This window comes from Burkholderia sp. B10, from assembly GCF_004368385.1.
GTDB classification, from domain to species: domain Bacteria; phylum Pseudomonadota; class Gammaproteobacteria; order Burkholderiales; family Burkholderiaceae; genus Burkholderia; species Burkholderia vietnamiensis.
On the sequence record NZ_PQMX01000040.1, the window covers coordinates 15,693 to 37,821 of the forward strand.

Annotated in this window: 20 protein-coding genes; 10 read left to right on the forward strand and 10 right to left on the reverse strand. The window is 68.9% G+C overall.

The genetic code is table 11. The features are described from left to right. On the reverse strand, window positions 1–249 hold the full coding sequence (locus tag C3Y15_RS19840) for a hypothetical protein (protein ID WP_059738457.1): 249 nt from the start codon (window positions 247–249) through the stop codon (window positions 1–3). A gap of 395 nt (window positions 250–644) precedes the next feature. On the opposite strand from C3Y15_RS19840, the gene C3Y15_RS19845 reads away from it, so the two are divergent. Then, a complete protein-coding gene (locus C3Y15_RS19845; RefSeq protein WP_069240247.1) occupies window positions 645–2,033 on the forward strand; it encodes an MFS transporter in 1,389 nt (462 codons plus the stop codon). Window positions 2,034–2,310: 277 nt separating this feature from the next. Here the strand turns inward: C3Y15_RS19845 and infA are convergent, their stop codons facing one another. After that, window positions 2,311–2,574, reverse strand: a complete 264-nt coding sequence (gene infA / locus C3Y15_RS19850; RefSeq protein ID WP_011882303.1) for a translation initiation factor IF-1 — start codon at window positions 2,572–2,574, stop codon at window positions 2,311–2,313. 461 nt (window positions 2,575–3,035) lie between these two features. Beyond that, window positions 3,036–3,239: a cold-shock protein gene (locus C3Y15_RS19855; protein WP_011882304.1), complete on the reverse strand. Its 204-nt coding sequence runs from the start codon at window positions 3,237–3,239 to the stop codon at window positions 3,036–3,038. Window positions 3,240–3,701: 462 nt separating this feature from the next. Between C3Y15_RS19855 and C3Y15_RS19860 the strand changes: the two genes are divergently transcribed. The 3 genes from C3Y15_RS19860 to C3Y15_RS19870 all read left to right on the forward strand — a co-directional run bounded on the left by C3Y15_RS19860 (window position 3,702) and on the right by C3Y15_RS19870 (window position 7,284). Further along, window positions 3,702–4,781: a linear amide C-N hydrolase gene (locus tag C3Y15_RS19860; protein WP_059696255.1), complete on the forward strand. Its 1,080-nt coding sequence runs from the start codon at window positions 3,702–3,704 to the stop codon at window positions 4,779–4,781. A 277-nt stretch (window positions 4,782–5,058) separates the two neighbouring features. Then, window positions 5,059–5,430 carry a hypothetical protein gene (locus C3Y15_RS19865; protein WP_124260087.1) on the forward strand — a complete coding sequence of 124 codons (372 nt, stop codon included), beginning with the start codon at window positions 5,059–5,061 and terminating at the stop codon, window positions 5,428–5,430. 465 nt (window positions 5,431–5,895) lie between these two features. Next, window positions 5,896–7,284 carry a DHA2 family efflux MFS transporter permease subunit gene (locus C3Y15_RS19870; protein ID WP_059474870.1) on the forward strand — a complete coding sequence of 463 codons (1,389 nt, stop codon included), beginning with the start codon at window positions 5,896–5,898 and terminating at the stop codon, window positions 7,282–7,284. Between the two features lie 172 nt (window positions 7,285–7,456). On the opposite strand, the gene C3Y15_RS31795 is transcribed toward C3Y15_RS19870, so the two are convergent. Further along, window positions 7,457–7,789, reverse strand: coding sequence for a hypothetical protein (locus C3Y15_RS31795; RefSeq protein ID WP_155121974.1), 333 nt, complete (start codon window positions 7,787–7,789; stop codon window positions 7,457–7,459). On the opposite strand from C3Y15_RS31795, the gene C3Y15_RS19880 reads away from it, so the two are divergent. Then, window positions 7,773–9,476, forward strand: a complete 1,704-nt coding sequence (locus C3Y15_RS19880) for a metallophosphoesterase family protein (protein ID WP_059894114.1) — start codon at window positions 7,773–7,775, stop codon at window positions 9,474–9,476. The genes C3Y15_RS31795 and C3Y15_RS19880 overlap by 17 nt on opposite strands. 139 nt (window positions 9,477–9,615) lie before the next feature. Here C3Y15_RS19880 and C3Y15_RS19885 read toward each other — a convergent pair whose 3' ends face one another. Together C3Y15_RS19885 and C3Y15_RS19890 are read right to left on the reverse strand one after the other, a co-directional pair. Continuing rightward, the gene (locus C3Y15_RS19885) at window positions 9,616–10,248 is read right to left on the reverse strand and encodes a LysE family translocator (RefSeq protein ID WP_045577947.1); all 633 of its coding nucleotides are present in this window, start codon (window positions 10,246–10,248) and stop codon (window positions 9,616–9,618) included. A gap of 125 nt (window positions 10,249–10,373) precedes the next feature. Further along, on the reverse strand, window positions 10,374–11,270 hold the full coding sequence (locus tag C3Y15_RS19890) for a LysR family transcriptional regulator (protein ID WP_045577946.1): 897 nt from the start codon (window positions 11,268–11,270) through the stop codon (window positions 10,374–10,376). Window positions 11,271–11,322: 52 nt separating this feature from the next. Here C3Y15_RS19890 and C3Y15_RS31800 point away from each other — a divergent pair, with 52 nt between their 5' ends. The 4 genes from C3Y15_RS31800 to C3Y15_RS19905 all read left to right on the forward strand — a co-directional run bounded on the left by C3Y15_RS31800 (window position 11,323) and on the right by C3Y15_RS19905 (window position 13,225). Continuing rightward, a complete protein-coding gene (locus C3Y15_RS31800) occupies window positions 11,323–11,499 on the forward strand; it encodes a hypothetical protein (RefSeq protein ID WP_155121975.1) in 177 nt (58 codons plus the stop codon). Then, window positions 11,496–12,335, forward strand: coding sequence for a sulfite exporter TauE/SafE family protein (locus tag C3Y15_RS19895; protein WP_059991572.1), 840 nt, complete (start codon window positions 11,496–11,498; stop codon window positions 12,333–12,335). The genes C3Y15_RS31800 and C3Y15_RS19895 overlap by 4 nt, the downstream gene beginning before the upstream one ends. A 108-nt stretch (window positions 12,336–12,443) precedes the next feature. Then, on the forward strand, window positions 12,444–12,704 hold the full coding sequence (locus C3Y15_RS19900; protein ID WP_059474868.1) for a hypothetical protein: 261 nt from the start codon (window positions 12,444–12,446) through the stop codon (window positions 12,702–12,704). A gap of 218 nt (window positions 12,705–12,922) precedes the next feature. Beyond that, a complete protein-coding gene (locus C3Y15_RS19905; RefSeq protein ID WP_011882313.1) occupies window positions 12,923–13,225 on the forward strand; it encodes a DUF4148 domain-containing protein in 303 nt (100 codons plus the stop codon). A gap of 105 nt (window positions 13,226–13,330) precedes the next feature. On the opposite strand, the gene C3Y15_RS19910 is transcribed toward C3Y15_RS19905, so the two are convergent. Together C3Y15_RS19910 and C3Y15_RS19915 are read right to left on the reverse strand one after the other, a co-directional pair. Next, window positions 13,331–15,106: a diguanylate cyclase gene (locus C3Y15_RS19910; protein WP_046426432.1), complete on the reverse strand. Its 1,776-nt coding sequence runs from the start codon at window positions 15,104–15,106 to the stop codon at window positions 13,331–13,333. Then, the gene (locus C3Y15_RS19915) at window positions 15,103–16,239 is read right to left on the reverse strand and encodes an extracellular solute-binding protein (RefSeq protein ID WP_059474867.1); all 1,137 of its coding nucleotides are present in this window, start codon (window positions 16,237–16,239) and stop codon (window positions 15,103–15,105) included. The genes C3Y15_RS19910 and C3Y15_RS19915 overlap by 4 nt, the downstream gene beginning before the upstream one ends. A 229-nt stretch (window positions 16,240–16,468) precedes the next feature. Between C3Y15_RS19915 and C3Y15_RS19920 the strand changes: the two genes are divergently transcribed. Next, window positions 16,469–17,902 carry a PLP-dependent aminotransferase family protein gene (locus C3Y15_RS19920; protein ID WP_011882316.1) on the forward strand — a complete coding sequence of 478 codons (1,434 nt, stop codon included), beginning with the start codon at window positions 16,469–16,471 and terminating at the stop codon, window positions 17,900–17,902. A 179-nt stretch (window positions 17,903–18,081) separates the two neighbouring features. Here C3Y15_RS19920 and C3Y15_RS19925 read toward each other — a convergent pair whose 3' ends face one another. Both C3Y15_RS19925 and mprF read right to left on the reverse strand, forming a co-directional pair. After that, on the reverse strand, window positions 18,082–19,362 hold the full coding sequence (locus tag C3Y15_RS19925) for an AcvB/VirJ family lysyl-phosphatidylglycerol hydrolase (protein ID WP_069246480.1): 1,281 nt from the start codon (window positions 19,360–19,362) through the stop codon (window positions 18,082–18,084). Next, window positions 19,359–21,953 carry a bifunctional lysylphosphatidylglycerol flippase/synthetase MprF gene (gene mprF / locus C3Y15_RS19930; protein ID WP_011882318.1) on the reverse strand — a complete coding sequence of 865 codons (2,595 nt, stop codon included), beginning with the start codon at window positions 21,951–21,953 and terminating at the stop codon, window positions 19,359–19,361. Before mprF ends, C3Y15_RS19925 begins: the two co-directional genes overlap by 4 nt. Window positions 21,954–22,129: the final 176 nt, after the last annotated feature.

Sequence of the window (22,129 nt, forward strand, 5' to 3'; positions counted from 1 at the left end):
TTAACCGGCTTTCCTCCGCGCGCGTGCGACGGCGAGCCACGCCATCGCCGCGCCGGCGGTCCATGCGCAGGTCAGCAGCAGGTCGACGTTCATCATCCGTTCGAAGTTCGAGTCGTTCTCGAAGCTGCAACGGCGGCTGCCAAGAAATTCGATGCAACCGCTGACAATCCACTGAACGTGCATGAACACGTGATAAATGGCGAAGGCCGAAGCGATGACGGCGACGCGCAGACGTAAGGTCGTTTTCATTCGGCGCCGGAGGCGGTGGCTGATCTGACGACGATCTTATGACAGCGGCGTCGCGGCTGGCAATCGATCGGAGACGGACGTCTCGATCCGCGTGCACCGCGGCCGTTCGCCATCGGCATATACCCCGAGACGATCTTCGCTCGAACGCGCGAGAACTCGGCAACGGTAATGGACGCGTGGCGCGACGCCCTCTCGCAGCATTGCCGGCAGCCGTGGAAATCGAAGTCGATGCACCGTTTCCCTGGCGCGCGATGCTGCCATGCAGCGACGTGCGGCGGGCACGCGGTTTGCCCGGGCGTGCACACCGTTTTCACGCGCTCCGCACCGGCCTGCTGACACCATGCTGGCAGCAGGCGGTCGCTACGCTCACGTGATTTCCCGTCGAGGAAGGCCCCATGCCCGATACCGGAAAACGCACCGCTGCTGCCGGCCGCGTTGCCACGCGCCGCGGCGTGACGCTCGTGACCCTGTGCATCGCCGTGCTGGTGGCGCAGGTCGATACGGCCGTCGTCAATCTCGCGACGCGCGCGATCGGCGCGTATTTCCACGCGGGCGTCGGCGCGCTGCAATGGGTCGTCGACAGCTACAACCTCACCTACGCGGTGCTGCTGTTGAGCGGCGGGCTGCTGGCCGACCTTTACGGTCGGCGGCGGATCTTCATCGCGGGCGCGGCGGTGTTTAGCGTCGCGTCGCTGTTGTGCGCGCTCGCACCGTCGGTCGCGGTGCTGATCGCCGCGCGTGCGCTGGCCGGCGTCGGCGCTGCGCTGCTGCTGCCGGCGTCGCTCGCGATCGTTCGCGTCGTGTGGCGCGGTCCGGTGGAGCGCGGCCGCGCGCTGGGCGTATGGGCCGCCTGCAACGGCGTGGCGATGGCGATCGGCCCGACCCTCGGCGGCGTGCTGATCCGACATTTCGGATGGCGCAGCATCTTCTTCGTGGTCGTGCCGCTGAGCGTCGCGGCGATTCTGCTCGCGATTCGCGCCGTGCCCGAGTCGTCGGATTCGCGCGGCCGGCACTTCGACGGCGGCGCGCAAGTGACGGGTGCGCTCGCGCTGGGCTCGCTCGCGTATGCGGCGATCGTGTTTCGCGATGCGCGGATCGGCAGCACGATCGCGGGCTGTGTCGCGATCGCGTCGTTCATCGGCTTCGTCGCGATCGAACGGCGCCACGGCGACGCCGCGCTGGTGCCGCTCGACCTGTTCCGCGCCGGTGCGTTTCGCGGCGCGATCGCCGCGACCACCGGAATGACGTTCGGCATGTACGGCGTACTGTTTCTGCTGCCGTTGATGTGGCAGAGCACCGGCCGCCTCGATTCGACCGGGGCCGGTCTCGCGCTGCTGCCGATGGCGCTGGTGTTCGTCGCCGTGTCGCCGTGCTCGGGGCGCTTGTCGGAACGCATCGGCACACGGACGACGACGGCAGGCGGCGTCGCGGTGATCGCATGCGGGCTCGCGGCGATCGGCGCGTCGGCCGCGTCGCCGCAGCTGCTCGGCGCCGAAATCGGCCTGGCGCTGACAGGGCTCGGGATGGGGATCGCGACAGGCCCGCTGATGACCGTCGCCGTGGGTGCGGTGGACGCGGCGCGCTCGGGCACCGCGAGTGCGCTCGTCAACGTCGCGCGGATGACCGGCGCGACGCTCGGGATCGCGGTGCTCGGCACGCTGTTCGCGGTCGCGCATGGCGGCGTCGCAGGCTTGCGCGTGGCGATGCTGGTCGGCGCCGCGGTGCAGCTTGCGGGCGCGGCCGGATCGGCAATTGCTGTGCGGGGTGTGGAGCGGGCGGCGTGATGCCGTGGAGCGCGTTACGGAGGGTCGCGGCGCCGCTATGGCGTGCAGCGCGACCGCGCATGCCGATGAGTGTACGGGGCGACGTCCGCGCGCGGAGCAGCGCGCGACCTGCGGCCCACTACGGCCCACATACGGCCACACGCGGGCATTCGATCGGGTGCACGACGCGAATCGCGCGGCTCGTCCCGCTGCCCGCCTGCGGCCCGGTGGCCCGGCCGCTAGTCGCGACCGGACGTAATTGCGGTCGGAGCAGCGTGGCGCGCCCGACCGTTACGACTTAGCGGCGCGCTTGACCGGCGCGCGGCGGACGCGGCGAATTCGCGTCCTTGTGACGGAAGTTGATGCGCCCCTTCGTCAGGTCGTACACCGACAGTTCCAGCGTGACACGGTCGCCGGCGAGAATGCGGATGTGATTCTTGCGCATGCGCCCCGACGCGTATGCGCCGACCACGACGCCGTTTTCGAGCGTCACACGGTATTTGCTGTCCGGCAGCACTTCGTCGACGATCCCGTCGAGTTCCAGCAGTTCTTCTTTTGCCAAACCAATTCCTCCAGACAAGGTGAATGACCGCGACGGCTGCGCGTTCGTCGGCGCCGTACCCGGTAACGGGACGGCAGCCGGCGGATGCCGGGATTCCAGTCGTTCGGACGGGCGACGCGCCCGTCCTGCAAGCAGAGCCCGGTGCGATGCGATGATCGGGCGGTCGATGGCGGTGATGCGAGCAGCACCGCGCGAAGTCAGGACCGCGCCGCGTGCAGCGTGGCGACGGTCTACTCGGGTTGCAGCACGGCCGCTCGCGACGCGGCGAACGCATCGCGAGGGCATTGGATCGCACGTCGTATCGACATGCGAAGGATGAAGGAAGCACACGACCGATGCATCGCGCGATTTCGCGATGCATCGGTCGTGTGCGTCGAATGCGCAGCACGCCGGCGCGAGCCGGCGTCCGTGCGCGATCCGTGGCGCGGCGGCCGCCCTGGGGCGACCGCTGCCGACACGGCTTACTGCGGCGTGATGCTCGATGCTTGCAGACCCTTCGGGCCGCGCTTCACTTCGTAGCTGACCTTCTGGCCTTCGGCGAGGGTCTTGAAGCCCGTGCCGCGAATTTCCGAGAAATGGGCGAACAGATCGTCGCCGCCGTTATCCGGGGAGATGAAACCAAAGCCCTTGGTTTCGTTGAACCACTTGACGGTACCGGTATCCACAAATACTTCCTTAACACAAATGAAAAGACATGCGCCCGTGACGGGCACAGAAAGAATCAAAGAGGGAGAGACCAACGTGCACCGCACGACATCGCGCGGCCAATGATGAGCAATCGGACTTCTTGAAGACTTCGGCCTCAGACACTACGCGGTAGTGAGCGATACGTCAAGCTCTTTCGGTGAGACCGGCGGGCGAGACGCGTGCTTGCGCGTTGCCCGACAGGCGTCGGCCGCGTGGTGACGCGGGGTACGCGCCTCGCTTTTCGGTGGCAGCGGCGTGCGGGCCCGGGCCGAACGCGCGACGCAACCGCGGCGACTCGCGATCCCGCGCGCGCTGCGCTCGCATCGGCCGCGCGACCACATCGCATCGATTACACTCGTGCCACCCGATGCGCGCCGAATCCGAGCGGCACGCACCGGGCGTCGAGCTTCCCGGGTCTCATAACCACAACAGGAGCCACCATGCGCCGCCCGCTTCGTTCGGTCTTGCCCTGCATCGCCGCCGCCGCGACGTTCGCCGCCACGCCCGTTTCATCGCCCGCCTGCACGCGGGTCGTGTATCTGGGTGCGGACGACGACGTCATCACGGCCCGCTCGATGGACTGGAAACAGGACATCGCCACGAACCTCTACATCCTGCCGCGCGGCATCGAGCGCAGCGGCGAGGCCGGGCCGAACTCGCTGAAATGGGTGGCCCGATACGGCAGCGTCGTCGCGACGGGCTACGACGTGTCGACCACCGACGGGATGAACGAGAAGGGGCTCGCGGCCGAGTTGCTCTGGCTCGTCGAATCGAAATACCCGGCGTTCGACCGGAATTCCAAACCGGGCCTGACCATTGCGGCATGGGCGCAGTACGTGCTCGACAACTTCGCGACCGTTGCCGAAGCGGTCAGCGCGCTCGAGAAGGAGCCGTTCACGATCGTCACCGACAACGTCCCTGGAGAACAGCGGCTCGCCACCCTGCACCTGTCGATGTCGGACGCCACCGGCGACAGCGCGATCGTCGAGTACATCGACGGCCGGCAGGTCATCCATCACGGCCGGCAGTATCAGGTCATGACGAACTCGCCGACGTTCGATGCGCAGCTCGCGCTGAACGCCTACTGGAAGCAGATCGGCGGCACGGTCTGGTTACCGGGGACCAATCGCGCGGCCGACCGGTTTGCGCGCGCGTCGTTTTACATCGACGCGATACCCAAGAGCGAAGATCCGGGCATCGCACTCGCGAGCGTGTTCAGCGTGATCCGCAACGTGTCGGTCCCGTACGGCATCACGACACCGGACGAGCCGAACATCTCGTCGACGCGGTGGCGCACCGTTGCCGACCACAAGCGCATGCTCTATTTCTTCGAATCGGCGCTGACGCCGAACACCTTCTGGATCGATCTCAAGAAAGTCGACTTCGCCGCCGGTGCGCCGGTCAAGCGCCTCGACCTCGGCAAAGAGCAGCGCAATACGTTCAGTGGGGAGGTTTCCGCCGCGTTCCGTCCGGCCAGGCCGTTTCCGTTTCTCGGGCTCGGCGCCGCGCAGGCGCGCTGACACCGCGTCGCACGCGGCTCGACACGGGCGGCATGGTCCATGGCTACCCGCGATGGGCTCGCTCACAATACGCGCGAACGGTAACGGCCCGCGTCGGCTCCGTGCTGAGCGCAGCGCTTCGGTTGTGAAGAATCCGCTTTCCGCGCGCGTGCGCCAGCTTCCTCGAAGCGCGCCGACCCGCTGCGTGCAGCGCCATGCGCCACCCGCAGCGGGCCTCCCCGGCACGACATCCCGCAAGCAAGCTTGCTGTTTGACGGAGCGAACCTGTAGCCCGTTCATGTCGCCGATACGACGCAACCTGCGTCCGACACGAACCGCCGCGATCCTGCGGCTCGATCCGATACCCCGATATTTCGATGTCGTTTTGCGCCGCTCCCGCGATTCGTCGTTGCCATCTGTCGCGGTGTCGAGCGGCACGGGCATCATCGCAAGGCACGTGCCAGGCGGCGCAGACCGTTGCGGCGCAAGCATCGCCGTTGAACGTAGGCTGTCGTTCGGCAGCGCAGCCGATGGAAATGTTGCAGGAACGCATCCGTTTCCGGCCAGTCACGGGCGGCGGCGCGGTGCAGCGGCCGTGGCTCGTACTGCAACGCGCGAAGACAAGCTCGCGCGGCAGCATTCGTCGGGGAAAAGCGTTTCATCGATGTGACAACGGGCGATGGCTCGGGGCGAAGCGGAAACGAATCGCGCGGACGATGCGCACGCAACCAGTCTGCGGGAAACGAATCGGCATGCACGGGTACGCATCCGGTGCCAGGCCCGCCCGTCGGAGCGACGCAGATCCGGCATTGCCGAAGTGAGGCTGCGGGTCGGGCTTGCGCGTCCGACGCCCGTTCGCGCCCGCGCACGTCGTGCGCTCTACGCCGGCCGGCCCGCAACCGCGCGGCGGCGGCCGGCGACATTCGGATCGTCCACCACCGCGCATGCCGCGAACCGCACGGCGCGATCGACCAGCATCCACCCAGCGCTCATGTGCACCGCATGATCGCCGCGGCTTTCCGGCGCCGTCCGGAATCGGTACCATCGTGGTCTCGTCAACCGGCGCACGCGCCGACGCGCCCGCCGCGGCCGCGCCAACCTGCGCGTCGCCGGCCATCGCTCGCCCAATTCCTTCATGTCCCGCGAACCCTCACACGCCGCGCTGCTGTGGATCGTCGCCGCCGCGTTCTTCATGCAGTCGCTCGACACGACGATCGTCAACACCGCCCTGCCGTCGATCGCGCACAGCCTGCACGCATCGCCGCTGGCGATGCAGCCGGTCGTGGTCGCGTACACGCTGACGATGGCGATGCTCACGCCCGCGTCGGGCTGGCTCGCCGACCGGTTCGGCACGCGACGCGTGTTCTCGGTCGCGATCCTGATGTTCTCGCTCGCATCGGTCGCCTGCGCCGCGTCGCACTCGCTCGGCCAGCTCGTGCTCGCACGCGCCGTGCAAGGCGTCGGCGGCTCGATGCTGCTGCCGATCGGGCGGCTCGCCGTGTTGCGGCGCGTGCCGGGCGAGCGGTACGTCGCGGCGATCGCGTTCGTGTCGACCGCCGCGCAACTCGGGCCGATCGTCGGGCCGACGCTCGGCGGCTGGCTCACGCAGGCGATCTCATGGCACTGGGTGTTCATCGTCAACGTACCGGTCGGCATGCTCGGTTTCGTCATGGTGCAGCGCTTTCTGCCGCACGATCGGGCGGCCCGACCGCCGCGCTTCGACTTCGCCGGCTGTGCACTGCTGTCGGCCGCGATGATCGCGCTGTCGCTCGCGATCGATCCGCCGATGGCCGCACACCGCGCCGCGTGGGCCGCCGGCCTTGCCGCGCTCGGCGCGGCGAGCGCGCTCGCCTATCTGCCGCACGCGCGCCGCCGCGTGCAGCCGCTGTTCCGGCTCGGCCTGTTTCGCGAGCCGAATTTCGGCGCAGGGCTGCTCGGCAACCTGCTGTGCCGGATCGGCACGAGCGCGGTGCCGTTCATGCTGCCGCTGCTGATGCAGGTGCAGCTCGGCTACACGCCGCTGCAGTCAGGCACGATGATGTTGCCGGCCGCGATCGCCGGCGTGATCGCGAAGCGCTGGATCGCGCCGCTCGCGAAACGGTTCGGCTATTCGGCGTTCCTCGTCGTGAACACGGCAATCGTCGGCACGGCGATCGCCGGATTCGCGCTGGTGTGCGCGCAGCCGGCGCCGGCGCTGGAGATCGCGCTGCTGATCGTGTTCGGCGCGGCCAACTCGATGCAGTTCGCCGCGATGAACGCGGTGACGCTCAAGGGGCTGTCGCACGCCGACGCGAGCAGCGGCAACAGCCTGTTCACGATGATGCAGATGCTCGCGATGGCGCTCGGCGTGTCGATCGGCGGCGGGCTGGTGAACCTGTTCGCGCGGCAATCGGGCGCGATGGCGAGCGGTTTCATGCTGTCGTTCGTCTGCATGGGCACGGTTACGCTGCTGTCGTCGGTCGTGTTCCGTCGCATCGACGCCGGCGCGTCGCCGACGCCCGCCGCATCGCGGCCGTCCGCGTGAGCGACGGCGCGGCTGAGTCGTGCCGCAAATGGTCAGCGGCGCAGCCGGCTTCGGCGTCGCAAGACGTCGGTTCGCACGACGATCTGGCCGCCTATCGCGCGTTCCGGCTCGCCCCCGAGCCAAAGCGAGCGCAGCCGTTCATCGCACGCCAGAACGTAATGAAATTGACGGCTTAATGAAAGGCGTCGCAGCACCGTCCATCTGCGGAAGTGACCGAATCGACCGACGCGACCGCACCGCCGTCCAACGCTGCAAGCAGGAAAACTGATCGCGACACCGCCGTTGAACCTCCGGCGACCGGCACGCGCGACGCTGCCATCCGAAGCATCCCGTCCACGTGTCGAAAGTCGTCTGTCACACCGCGGCAAAACTGCGCTTCGACAATGCGTGGCACCGGATTCCCGCTCGTTTCCGGCCGCTCCTCCGGGCGTGCATGCGCACGGCCGGACGGTTCCGCCTTGCGCGTGTCATCCAACGAAAATCCGATCATGTCGAACCAGGACACCTTCACCGCCGAGTCGAACGAATCGAACGCGTCGAACGAGCCGGCCGCTTCCGTGTCGCGTCGCGGCTTCCTGAAACTGGCCGGCGTCTCCAGCCTCGCCACCGCGGCGAGCGGCCTCGGCGCTGCACGCGCGGCCGCCGCGACGCCGGACGGCACCCCCGAGCAGGTGCATCTGACGTGGGGCAACGACCCGAGCTCCGAAGTCGCGATCTCGTGGGCGTCGCTCGCGCCGGCCGTCAACCCGCGCGCATGCATCGTCGCCGACGGCGAACCGGCACGCACCGTGCACGGCGTGCAACGCATCTACACCGACGGCCTGAACGGCGAAACGGTGTTCACCTACCACGCGCGCGTGCATGGGCTCAAGCCGAACACGCGCTATCGCTACGAGCTCACCGCCGACAACGACAGCAACGCCGCGCAGCCGTTCGCCGCGACGTTCGCAACCGCTCCGCGCGGGCGCGCGCCGTTCCGCTTCACGAGCTACGGCGACCTCGCGACGCCGAACGGCGCGTGGGTGCTGTCGTCGCCGCAGAGCCGCTTCGCGGTGCAGGCCGTCGAGCAATTCCAGCCGCTGTTCCACCTGCTGAACGGCGACCTCTGCTACGCGAACCTGAACCCCGCGCACCAGCCCGAGGTATGGCGCGACTTCGGCAACAACAACCAGTCGTCGGCCGCGAACCGGCCGTGGATGCCGTGCCCCGGCAATCACGAGATCGAGTTCAACAACGGCCCGCAAGGGCTCGACTCGTATCTCGCGCGCTACCAGCTGCCCGAGAACGGCACGCGCTTTCCGGGCCGCTGGTACAGCTTCCGCGTGAGCTCGGTCCTGTTCATCTCGCTCGACGCCGACGACGTCGTCTACCAGGACGCCGCCGCCTTCGTCGCCGGCCCCGCGCCGCTGGTGCCGGCCGCGAGCACCGGCCACGCGCCGATCGAGCCGGGCACGTCGTTCTACGTGCGCGGCTACAGCAACGGCGAGCAGACGCGCTGGCTCGAGCACACGCTGCGCCACGCGGCGCACGACGACGACATCGACTGGATCGTCGTGCAGATGCATCAGGACGCACTGAGTTCGTCGAAGACGGGCAACGGCTCCGACAAGGGCATCCGCGAAGCGTGGCTGCCGCTGTTCGACCGCTACGGCGTCGATCTGGTGCTGTGCGGCCACGATCACGACTACGAGCGCAGCTACCCGGTGCGCGGCTGCAATCACCGCGCGGGGGTCGACGCCTCGACCGGCGAAGTGGTCGAAACGCTGCAGCCGCGCCCGGTCGGCCCGGCCGACCCGGACCGCACCACGTTCGACACGAGCGCCGGCACGATCCATCTGATCCTCGGCGGCGGCGGCACCAGCGCGCCGCTCGACGTGTACGGAGAAAACCCGGCGACCGGCTACGCGCAGGCGAAGGTCTTCACGAAACCGAACCGGCCGGTGCCCGGCACGGCGCCGAACACGTTCGTGCGCAAGCCCGCCGACGCGCTCGAGGACGCGATCTGGTCGGCGCGACGCGATACGGGCACCGGTTACGGGATCGCGGTGTTCGACCACGATCCGGGCAAGCCCGGCGGCCACACGACGATCACGATGCGCTACTACCATGCGCCCGGTGCGGACCAGCACCCGAGCCCGCAGTACGAGCTGTTCGAGACGATCGAGTTGCGCAAGCAGCGCCGCGAGCATTGATCCGGTGGCCGCACGCCGCGCAGCGCGGCGCTGCGGCCTCGCGCCGACGCTGCGGACGGTCGCGCGGCATACGCGCGATGACTCATCGGCACGGCGTGACGATCCGCGCGATGCCGATCGTCACGCACCGTGCCGCGCGCTAGTTGCGCGATTCGACCGCGATACGCACGGCGAGGCCGGCCAGCACGGTGCCCATCAGCCAGCGTTGCGTGCGCGCCCACAGCGGCCGGCCGGCGAGGAAGCCGGCGATCGAGCCGGCCATGCAGGCAATCAGCGCGTTGATGCTGACGCTCACCGTGATCTGCACGCAGCCCAGCGCCAGCGATTGCGCGAGCACACTGCCGTATGCGGGCGAAATGAACTGCGGCAGCAGCGATAGGTACATCACCGCGATCTTGGGGTTCGCCAGGTTCGTGACGAAGCCCATTGCGAAGAGTCGCGCGCCGCTGTCGTGCGGCAGTTGCCGGACCTCGAACGCGGAGCGACCGCCGGGCCGCAGCGCCTGCCACGCGAGATACAGCAGGTATGCGGCGCCGCAGAAACGCAGCGCGTCATACGCGTACGGCACCGTCAGCAACAGCGCGGTGATGCCGAATGCCGCGCAGAACATGTAGAACACGAAGCCCAGCGCGACGCCGCCGAGCGACACGAGCCCGGCGCGGCGGCCCTGGCAGATCGAGCGCGAGATGAGGTACAGCATGTTCGGGCCGGGCGTGAGCGCCATGCCGAGCGATACGAGTCCAAACGCAATCAGGGTGGGCAGCGTCGGCACGGCGGGCTCCTTGCGCGATATCGGGTGACGGGTGAACGTCGAACAATGTAGTGCATGTCGGCCTGCGTCGGCATGAATAAACTGCAAGCCTCTGATGAGCAGTCTGCATCGCGCGGGCCGGCGCCCTACTTCGCCTTCTTCGCCCGCGTACGGACGGTCTTCCCGGTCCTGGCACGCTGCGCGTCGACCAGCCCCACGAATTCGTCGACGACCGCGTTGCCGGCCGCCTTCCACGCCAAGCGCACGGACCGGTGCAGCCGCGGCGACAGCTCGAGCACGCGACCGCCGAAGCGCGAGTACGTGAGCGTGATGCGCGGAACGATCGAGACGCCCATCCCGGCTTCCGCCATCGACAGGATCGTGCGCATCTCGACCACGTTGAACGCCGCGCGCAGCGACGCGCCGTTGCGCGCGAAGTAATCCGCGATCACCGGCCCGCAGCCGGCCTTCGAGAAGATGAAGGGCAGCGCGGCGAGCCGCTTCGGCGACACGCTGTGGCGGCCTTCGAACAGGTCGGGCGCCGTCACCGCGACGAACTCCTCGTCGAGCAGCGGCAGCGTGTTCGGGAACGTCTTCGCGCCGGCGACCACGCCGATGTCGGCCGTCCCATCGTCGATCCAGCCTTCGACCTCCGCATCGGTGCCTTCGAGCAGCACCGCGGTCACGCCCGCGTGCGCGGCTTTCAACGCCTCCAGCGCCGGCACGACGAAGGCAAGCGACACGCTCGGCAGCGACGCGACCACCAGCCGGCCTTCGAGCTTGCCGCGCGACAGCGCGAACTGCTGGCGCAGCGTATGCGCGTCGCGGACGACGTTCTGCACGTACGGCCACAGGCGTTCGCCGGAAGCGGTCAGCACGACCGGCTGGCGGTCGCGCAACAACAGCTTGACGCCGGTGAGGTCCTCGAGCTCGGTCAGCGCGTGGCTGATCGCGGACTGACTGCGGCTGAGCCGCTCGGCCGCGGCCGTCAGCGAACCGAGTTCGACGACGGCCGCCAGCGCCTGCAACTGCGCAAGCGTCATCTGGTTTCCTTGTTTCGATGCGTGAACCGTCTGCATGATACGGTTGATTCGCATGAACCGGATCGAAGCGGCGCTGCAGCATGTGCGCGATGCCGGCGCGGCTCGGGTAACATGCGGCGTCGCATCGGGCCGCGCGCTGCAACAGCACGGCCCGGCTCGATCCGACAACCCGACAACACGACAACACGACAACCGCGTGCACGCGCGCACGCGTCGGCAATCGACATGAATCTGACGGAAGGTGTGCTGGTATCCGCCCTGCACGGGCTCTCGCTGCCCGATCTGGCCGGCATCGCGGTTGCGCTGCTGCTGGGCGGCATGGTCAAGGGCATCACGGGCATCGGCGTGCCGCTGGTGGCGATGCCGATCCTCAGCCAGTTCCTGCCGATTCGCGATGCGGTGCTGCTGCTGTCGATGCCGATCATTCTGGGCAACATCCCGCAGGCGCTGGAAGGCGGCCAACTGCTGGCCACCGCGCGCAAGATCGCCGCGCCGATCGTCGGCACGGTACTCGGCAACATCGTCGGCGTCGTCATCCTGCTGGCGATGAACGCGCGTCACGCGCAGGCCGCATCGGGCCTGCTGCTGATCGTCGCCGCCGCGCTGATGCTGAGCGCGCCGAAGCTGACGCTGCCGCCCGCATGGCAACGGCCGGTCGGCTTCGTGCTGGGTTTCGGCGCCGCGCTGATGGAGAGCATCGCGTCGGTGCCCGGCCCGCTGCTCGCCACGTACCTCATTTCGGCGGGCGCGACCGGCCGCGCGTTCACGAAGCAGATCGCGATCATCCTCGTCGTGTCGATCGTCACGCTGATCACGACGTTCAGCGGCGCCGCGCATGCGAGCGGCGCGGACCTCGCGATCTCGACCGCGGCCAGCGTTCCCGCGATCGCCGGCATGTGGCTCGTCCGGCCGCTGCGCGACAGGATGTCGCCGCGCGTGTTTCGCACGGTCGTCCTGCTGTTCGTGCTGGCCGCCGCCGCGCAGATGATCTGGAAATCGGCCGTGCTGCGGCCTGCCGCTGCGCCGACGGCTCATGCCGATCGCGCGCGCGTCGACGGAAAATGACGGCCGCCGCGCGCCGCGCGGTTCATTGGATCGCCGCACGCGCGAGATCCGGATTGCCGCGCTACCGCCATCCGGCCTCGATCCGCAACACGCGTTAGACTGTCCGGCATGGAACCATGCCGTTACTGCCACCGAATCCGCGATGAATGGGATTGCCACGGCGACGAGTGTCGCCTCGCGATCGCGAAGGCACTACGCCGGCAGCGCGCGGGCTTGCCGATGGTGCCAGATCGCATCCGCAACGAACTGCCGTCGGACGCGCCGACCCAGCAGGTGATCGCGGTCCTGTCGCGCCAGCGTCTGCGCGCGCGCCGCGGCAACGAGGAACGCCGCGAGCGCAAGGAAATCGACGACGCGGACGGCGTCTGAAACGGGCCGCTGGCCTCCGCCGTCCACCGTCGACCCGCGTGGGATGCATGCGGGGACGAATCCCGTTTCGCCTTCGTTTGCGCCCGCGATTATTGCCCTCACCAAAAGAATCTTTCGTCGAAACCCGCGTTTACCCTGAATCTTCCGACGCCTACGATGTAATCAATCGCTCACGACACGGTGTCGCCGGCGAACTCAATAGAACATCGGAGGTCATCATGAAGTCGCTCGTTTCCGCAGTCGTTGCCGCTGTCGCCCTGTCCGCTTCGGTCGGCGCATACGCGCAAAGCACCGTCACCCGTGCGCAGTTGCGCAACGAACTGGTTCAACTCGAACACGCAGGCTACACGCCGAGCCAGTCGAGCCCGCACTATCCTGCCGACATCCAGGCCGCGCAAGCCCGCGTACATGCGGTCGACGACAGCGGCTACGGCGCACAGCCGGCTGCGGTAGTCGAAGGCGGCGCACCGGCGGCAGTCAAGGTGCGCCCGGCACACGACTCGGTCTATTTCGGCCACTAAGCGTGCCGCCGCGCGCATCGCGCGGCCGACGCAGATCCGGCGAGCCCGTCGCGAGACGGGCTCGCGCCGTTTCATCGTCGGGCTTCCACTGCCCGGGGACCGCGCTCAGCAGCCGTCCTCGGCCGCCGCGCGCTGCGCGCCGTCGGCGGCGCCTCCGCTGCCCAGCAAGGTCTGATACCGCACGCATGCGCTCTGCGCCGACGCCTTCGCCGCGTACATCGCCGCGTCGGCCTTCACCAGCAGTTCCTCGGCCGATGTGCCGTCGGCCGGATACTCGCTGACGCCGATGCTCGCGCCCACCGCCAGCTGCCGGTCGCCGAACTCCATCTCCTGCGCCATCACGATCTGGATACGCGACGCGATCTCGTCGATGACCGTCGGCGAGCGCACGTCGGCGATCAGCACGATGAATTCGTCGCCGCCGAGCCGCGCCGCCATGTCGCCGGTGCGCAGCACCTGAGTCAGCCGCGTCGCGACGGCAACGAGCGCGCGGTCGCCGGCCGCGTGCCCGTGCTGGTCGTTGATCTGCTTGAAGCGGTCGAGATCGACGAACATCACCGCGAGCCCGTCGCGCGTCGCGGCCGCGTGCCCGATCGCCTCCTCGAGGCGCTCCATGAACAGCAGGCGGTTCGGCAGTCCGGTCAACGGATCGTGACCGGCCAGATGCGCGAGCTCCTGCTGCTTCGCGCGCAACATCGCAACCTGCGTGCGGATCTCGACGCGCATGCTGTCGAAGCAGCGCGCGAGCACGCCGATCTCGTCGGCGCGCGCCACGGGCAGCCGCTCGGTGGCCCGCTCGTCGAACACGTGGGTCGCCGCGCGCGCGAGCATCTGCAGCGGCCGCGTGATCGCGCGCGCGAACAGGATCGCGAGAATCACCGCGGCGACGCTCATCAGCAGCACCATCCGGACGATCCGCTCACCGAGAATCCCGGCCGGCGTCAGCACGTCGGCGAGCGGGCGCGAGGCGCCCAGCACGACGAAGCGGTTGCCTTCGGCGTTGCCGAACGGCGTGCGCACGAACGCCGCCATCTCGCCCGGCAGCGTGTCGGGCTCGGCGAGCCCGTCGAGCGTCACGTTCGTGCGCACCCCGCCGAACAGCAGCCGCGTGGCTGGAAAGCTGTCCTGCATCAGCACGCGCCGGCCGCGATCGAAGCCGAAGGTCTGCGACGGATCGGGATGCACGATGAAGTCGCCCCACTCGTTCGCCATGTACACCGCGTAGTCCTGCGGCAGGTCGCGCTCCAGCCGTTCGAACATGCGCGACAGCTCGACGTCGATCACCAGCGCGCCGACGATCCGGCCGTGCACGTCGACCACCGGCGTGCCCACCCGCAGCATCGGCAACCCTTCGGCTTCGTGCGAACCGTTCTCGTGATCGATCCCGATCGGCGACAGGTAGATGTGGCCGGGCGCCGTCGCGAGCGTGTCGAAGACGTATGAAAACTGGCCCTTCTCCTGAAACATCGTCTCCGGCAACACGACCACGCCGTGCGCGTCGCGGTCGACGCGAAGCCGCTCCAGCCCGAAATCCGTGCGCGCGATCAGCCGGATCTGCAGATACTCGGGATGGTTGCGCATGAAACTGACGTACACCTGCTCGAGCCGCGTGCGCGGCGCGCGGTCGGGGTCCGTGCCGAGCGCGACGCGCGCGGACGAAGGCAGCTGCGCGAGCACGAGCGCATCGTCGGCGACGTCGGACAGCGCGGTCGTGAAGCGCTTCCCGAGCAGGTGCGTCGACATCAGCAGGCTGTGCTGCGCCTCGAGCACGAGCATCGTCCGGTTCGCGCGATAGGCGTAGTAGCCGGTCGTGCCGGCCGCGATCACGCCGATGCACGCGAACAGCACCGACAGCTTCGACGTGAGCCCGAGCCTGATCATTTGTCGAACCGCTCCGGGCGATCGCCCGACACGATGCGGCTCCACAATGCCTCGCGCCGCGCGATGTCCTCCACCGGCTGCAGCCACACCAGATGCTGGTGCCCGGCGTCGAGACCGGGCGTCGGCTGCAGCGTGTTGGCGAGCCCCTGGCGCTCGGTCAGCAGCGTGCCGACCGCCGGCTCCAGCATGTAGTTGATCCAGGCGAACGCGAGCGCGCGATGCTGCACGCCGCGCGTGACGCCCCAGCAATCGAGCCAGGCGAGCGCGCCTTCGTCCGGAATCACGTAGCCGACGTCCGCGCCCGCGCGACGCAGCTGCTCGACCTGCTGCGTCCCGTAGTTGCCGAACATCAGCGCCGCACGATGCGCGACGAACAGCGCGGTCGCTTCTTCGGGCAGCGTGTAGTAGGTGAGCAGGTTGCGCCGCAGGTCGACCAGCTTGCGTGCGACGGCAAGCGTTTGCGCGGGCGTCAGGCGAAACGGCTCGGGATAGCCGAGGGCAAGCGCGGCGAACGAAAAATTGTGCTGCGCGCTGTTGAAATCGAGCACCTTGCCGCGGTAACGCGCGTCCCACAGCGCCAGCATCGAGTGCGGCGCGACCGGCACCTGCTTGCGGTCGTAGATCAGGCCCATCGACGAATAGGTGAACGGAATCGCATAAGCGAAGCCGTTGCTGACGAGCCCGCCGATCGTGTCGAGCTGCTGGAAATCCGGCAGTTGCCGCCGCCGGTTCGGGATCTGCGAAAGCTCGATCGGCGCGAGCAGGCCGTCGCGCACGTAACGCTGGATCTCGGCGGTGTTCGCCGCCAGCACGTCGTACGGCGGCGGCGACGCGCGGTGCATGTGGCTCCACAGCGCCTCGTCCGAATCGACGAAGGTCACTTCGACGCGCGCATGGAATTGCGTCTCGAAGGCATTGACGACATCGTTGTCGGCATAGCCCGGCCACGCGAGCACACGCAGCACGTTGTCGCCGGCCGCTTCGGCCGAGGCCGCGGATGCGCGAGCGCCCGGCACGCACAGCAGCGCCGTGACGAACAGCCGGCACACGACCCGGCTCGCGTGCAGACGCACGTGCTGACCCACGCCGATTCCCCTGATCAATCGGTCCCCGCCCGCGTTCCCCGAATGCATCCGACTGTCCTTTTTAGAGTCGATGCCTATCGTGCCACAAGACCATAAAAACAATGCGTATGCAATCGGAACAAGCCGTACGCAAGCGGTGTGCAGTCGGGCTTCGCGGGAACGACGGACGCGGCTGCGCGCGCGCTTTCCTTTTCCGGCCGCGCATCGGACAATGGCGCGCCGATGCCGCGCCGCGTCGGCGCACCTGCACGGCGACACCCTGCCCGCGCCCGTACCGATGAAACGCTACGAAACCCTCGCCCATACGATCGCCGACGAAATCCGCGACGGCAACCTCGCGGCCGGCACGCGCCTGCCGTCGCTGCGCCAGATCATCGCGCAGCACGGCGTGAGCCAGTCGACGGTGTTCCGCGCGTATTACCTGCTCGAGCAGTGGGGCTTGATTCGCGCGCGTGAACGTTCCGGTTATTACGTCGCGCCCGGTGCGGCCGCCGCAGCGCAGCCGCCCGCGCAAGACGGCGCGCAGCGCGCGGGCGCCACGCGCAAGGTCGATATCAGCGATCTGGTGTTCTCGGTGCTCGACGCCGCGACGCAGCCCGGCATCGTGCCGCTCGGCTCCGCGTTTCCGGCGCCGCAACTGTTCCCGCTGCCGCGCCTCGCGAAGTCGCTGGCGCAGGCCACGCGGCTCGTGAGTCCGTGGAGCACGGTCGTCGATCTGCCGCCCGGCAACGAGGCGCTGCGCCGGCAAATCGCGCGGCGCTATCTCGCGACCGGCATCGCGCAGCCCGTGGACGAGATCGTCGTCACGAACGGCGCGCTCGAGGCGCTGAACCTGTGCCTGATGGCCGTCACGCGGCCCGGCGACGTGGTGGCCGTCGAATCGCCCGGCTTCTATGCGGCGCTGCAGGCGATCGAGCGGCTCGACCTGCGCGCGGTCGAGATTCCGGTCGATCCGCGCACGGGCCTCGATCTCGACGCGCTCGCGAACGCGCTCGCCCAGCACGACATCCGCGCGTGCTGGTTCATGACCAATTTCCAGAACCCGACCGGCGTCACGCTGTCAGCAGACAAAAAGCGCGCGCTGGTCGACATGCTCGCCGCGCGCGACGTGCCGCTGATCGAAGACGACGTGTACGGCGAGCTGCATTTCGGCCCCGACTATCCGCTGCCCGCGCGTGCGTTCGACCGGCACGGCCTCGTGATGCATTGCAGCTCGTTCTCGAAGACGCTCGCGCCCGGCTACCGGATCGGCTGGGCCGCGGCCGGCCGCTTCGCGCAACGGGTGCAGCGGCTCAAGCTGATGACCACGCTGTCGGCCAGCATTCCGGCGCAGGCCGGCATCGCGAACTATCTGGAGCACGGCGGCTACGATCGTCATCTGCGCAAGCTGCGCGGCGCGCTGCACGCGCAGCTCGCGCGCATGGACGATGCACTGCGGCGCTGGCTGCCGGCCGGCGTCGAATGGACGCGGCCCGACGGCGGCTATTTTCTGTGGCTGTCGTTTCCCGACGCGATCGACGCGATGGAGCTGCATCGGCAGGCGATCGCGCGCGGCATCAGCTTCGCGCCGGGGCCGCTGTTCTCGGCCGCGCACGGCTTCGAGCGCTGCGTGCGCGTGAATTTCGGCCATCCGTGGAGCAGCGACATCGAGCGCGCGATTCGCGTGCTCGGCGAGCTCGTCGCCGAACCGTCGGTGCGCAAGGCCGGCTGAGCGTCACGCGCACGCAGTGCAGGCGGCGCACGTACGCGGTGCGGTGCGGTGCAAGCCCTTCGCTCCCTCGACGCGTGAGCACGGCGGCCACCCCGCCCACCAATGAAAACGGGCGACCCTCAGGCCGCCCGTTCCGCGCATCCTGCGTGCCGCGCCCGCCGCGACGCGGGCGCCGCCGATCAGCGCGCCGGCACCGGCTTGCCGAACCCGCCGAGGATCTTCTTCTCGAGCGCGATGTAGTCGTGGCCGAAGTGATGATCGCCGCCGGTCTTGATCACGTCGGCGCCGGTATTGACGAGCGCCGGGCACATCGTGTCCTTCTCTTCGGCGCCGTAGAAGCACTGCACGAGCTGCGGCGGCACCTTCGCGATTTCCGGCGCGACCTTCAGCGCCTTGTCGCTCGCCGGCATCCCGAGCCAGCCCGTCACGCGGATCTGGAAATCCGCGGCCGGCGCGAAGCCGAGCAACGCCATCACCGCGACCTTCTCGCGCAGCTCGGCCGGCAGCCGGTTGTAGGCGAACGGCATCACGTCCGCGCCGAACGAGTAGCCGACCAGCGCGACGCGGCTCGCATGCCAGCGCGCCGTGTAGGTGCGCATCACGCGCGCGAGGTCGCGGCTCACCTGCGCGGGCGGCTTCTCGCTCCAGAAATAGCGCAGGCTGTCGATGCCGACCACCGACACGCCGTCGCGCTGCAGCGCCTCGGCGATCGTCTTGTCGAGATCGCGCCAGCCGCCGTCGCCCGAGATCACGATCGCGAGGCGATCGCTGCCGCCCTTGGCCGGCAGCTCGACGAGCGGCAGGTCCGAGACGTCGAGTTCATCGCTGCTGCTGGTGTCGTGCAGATGGGCCGTGACGAGCGACACGAGCTTCGCGGTGTCGCCGGCGGCGGCCGTTTCGACGAAGCCCGGCATCGCGCGCCGCACGATCGTCGGATCGGGCGGGCACGGCTTGAAGCGCACATCGAGCTTCGCGGCCGGCTCGACCGACACGACGCCGGCGATGGTGTTCTCCGGCGCCATCGACAGGATCTGCCGGGCGATCGCGCCGCCCTGCCCGACGCCCGCGACGATCGGCGTGTAATAGCGTGCCGATTGCGCGAGGCGCTCGAGCTGGTGGCTGACCGCCTCGGCGTCGCCGTCGAGGTGGTGACAGGTCTCCTGCTTCGCGGCGAGATTGGCCGCGTAGCGCTCCGAATCCACGCCGACCGTCATCGCGCCCGCTTGCGCGAGCGCATCGGCCGCCTGCTGGTCGGCCGCGCCCCAGCCGCGCTCGCGCGAGAACAGCACGACGAAGCCGCGCAGCGGGCCGCTCGGCTTCGTGACGGTCACCGGGCCGTAACGGCCGCCGGAGACGGTTTCCGGCTTCGCCGCGACAGGTTGTGCGGCGCTCGCGGCGCCGGCCAGCATCATTGCCACGCAGACGATTGCCGTCTGCGCGATACCCTTCTTCAACATCATGAACGCCGACCTCCAGCCAGCAGGGACAGATCCGCGAGCGTGACGAACACGCCGACCGAGCCCGAGGCCGCCAGATAGCGCGGCTCCCAGTGCGGCTCGAACTTGCTCTTGAACGCACGCAAGCCGCGGAAGTTGTAGAAGCGGCCGCCGAAGCGCCACACCATCAGTCCGAACCGGTGCCACGGCGACGGCATCTTCGCCGCCCCCATGCCCGAGAACGGCGCGATGCCGAGGCTCAGCTTGAGGAAACCCGCTTCCTTCAGATGCAGCGCGAGCTGCGTAAACAGATACTCCATCGCATACGGCGACGCCTCCGGCAGATGGCGCATCACGCCGACGGTCGCCTCGGTGTTGAGGTCGGTCGTCATGAACGTGACGAATGCGATCGGCTTGTCGGCCTGGCGCACCAGCATCACCGACTGCGTGGCCAGATAGCCGTCGTGGAACGCGGCCACCGAGAAGCTCTTCTCGCGTGCGTCGCGGCTGTCGAGCCAGCCGTCGGAGATGTCGCGCAGCGCCGGCAGCGCGGCAGGCACGTCGTGCGGCGCGATCACCTCGACCGACAGCGCGTCCTTCTCGCCGCGGCGCAGCGCATAGCGCAGGTGCGAGCGGTTCGAGCCCTTCAGGTCGAACCGGTCGAGCGCGATGTGTGCTTCCTCGCCGAGCTTCATCAGCGTGAGGCCCGCGTCGAGATACAGCGGCAGCGCGTTGGCGCGCACCTGGTAGAACGCGGCGCGGCCGCTGTGCGCGTGTGCGAGCGCGATGAACTTGCTGATCAGCGCCGGCCATTCCTCGCGCGGCCCGACCGGGTCGTGCAGCGCGGCCCAGGTACGGCCGTTCTTCGCATACATCAGGAACGCGCGGCGCGATTCGGAGAACAGGAACGACTTGTCGCCCATCAGCGCGAGGCCCGCGTCGCTGCATTCCTGCGCGCGGATGATCTGCTCGGCGTCGAGCAGGTCCTGCGCGGCCGGCTTCACGAAGCGGCCGGGCGCCGGGCGCAGCAGTTGCCACAACGCGAACATCGCGACGAACACGCCGGCCGCGAGCGTCGCCCGCAACGCGCGCGGCGCGCGCGCGTCGAACGAGAAATGCGACCACAGGTCGCGCGTGTACGGCACGTCGCGGAACGCGAAGCACAGCACCCACACGGCGAGGATCAGCACCATCGTCACCGACACGAACCAGCTCACCGTGAAGCGTTCGGCCAGCAGCGACGAATGCCGGTTGAAGCGGCGGCGGCTCACCAGCAGCAGCACGAGCAGCGTGCCGAGCACGCCGGCTTCGACGAAGGCGAGCCCCTTCGCGAGCGACAGCGCGAGGCTCGCGAGCGTCAGCGCGAAGGTCATCCACCATGCGCCGTCGAGCCGGCGCAGCAGCCCGCGCGCGACGAACAGCAACGCGACGCCCAGCACGCTGCAGATCACCTGCGAACCCTCGAGCACCCACAGCGGCACGATGTTGCGCAGGATCGCGATCCGATGCCAGAACGCCGGGGTCGCGCTCGAGATCACCAGCATCCCGCCGACCGCGAACGTCACGAGGCTCAGGAACAGCGGCGCGAGCTGCGACACGCGCGCGGCCTGCCGCGACACGAGCCGGTGGCGCAGCGCGCGGCCTTCGAAACCGGCCAGCAGGCCGGCCGACAACACGAGCGGCACGCCGAAGTAGATCGCGCGGTACGCGATCAGCGCGGCGACCATCGCATGGGCGGGCACTTCGCGGCCCAGCGTGAAGACCATCGCGGCCTCGAACACGCCGATCCCGCCCGGCGTGTGGCCGATCATGCCGAGCAGCAGCGCGGCCGCGTACACGGTGATGAAGGTCGGGAAGCCGACCGGCGCGGCCGGCAGCAGCACCCACAGCGTCAGGCCCGCGGCCACGACGTCGAGCACCGCATACACGACCTGCGCGACGAGGTCGCGCCGCGCCGGCACGTCGAACGACAGCCATTTGAAGCGCGTGACGACCGGTCGCGCGGTGCGGCCGCACATCGCGGTCATCGCAGCCAGCGCCGCGAGCAGCGCCGCGCCGCTCCACGTCGGCACGGCCGGCGCGACGTGCAGCATCGCGGCGAGCGTCTGCGGCACGCAGACCATCCCGAGTGCCGTCATCAGCACCAGCGCGAGCGCGAGCGTGCCGCTGGTGAAGACCGTCATGCGACCGATCTGCGCGGGCGTGACGCCCGACACGCCGTACACGCGCGCGCGCACCGCGCCGCCCGTCAGCGCGCCGAAGCCGGTCGCATTGCCGAGCGCGGAGCCGGCGATCGCGCCGGTCCACAGCGCCGCACGCGGCACCGCGGCGCCGACGTAGCGCAGGCCGACCGCGTCCCGCGCGACGAGCGCGAGATAGCTGAATGCCGTCGCGGCCAGCGACGCGCCCCATTCGCGGGCGGACATTTGACGCAGTTGACGGATCACCGACCGATAGTCGACGGATTGCGACAGGTGCTGGAAGACCACGATCAGCAGCAGGCCGATGCCGAGCGCGAGCAGCGGGGACAGCACGCGCTCGTTGCGCAACAGCGCCGAGACACGGGCGATCGCCGCCGCGGCACGGCCGGGCGGCCCAGGGTGGCGGGAAGACATAGGTTGTTCAGTGGTGGTGCATAGCAAGTCGCGGCGCGGGACGGCCGGGCGGCGACGAATCTGGCTGGTTGTTCTGCATGGGCGGTCCGCCTGAGACGATGGCAGGCGACGCCTGGGTCAGAAATTACGAGTATACGGAATTTACATTACAGAATGTTTCGATTTGGCGTCGGGCG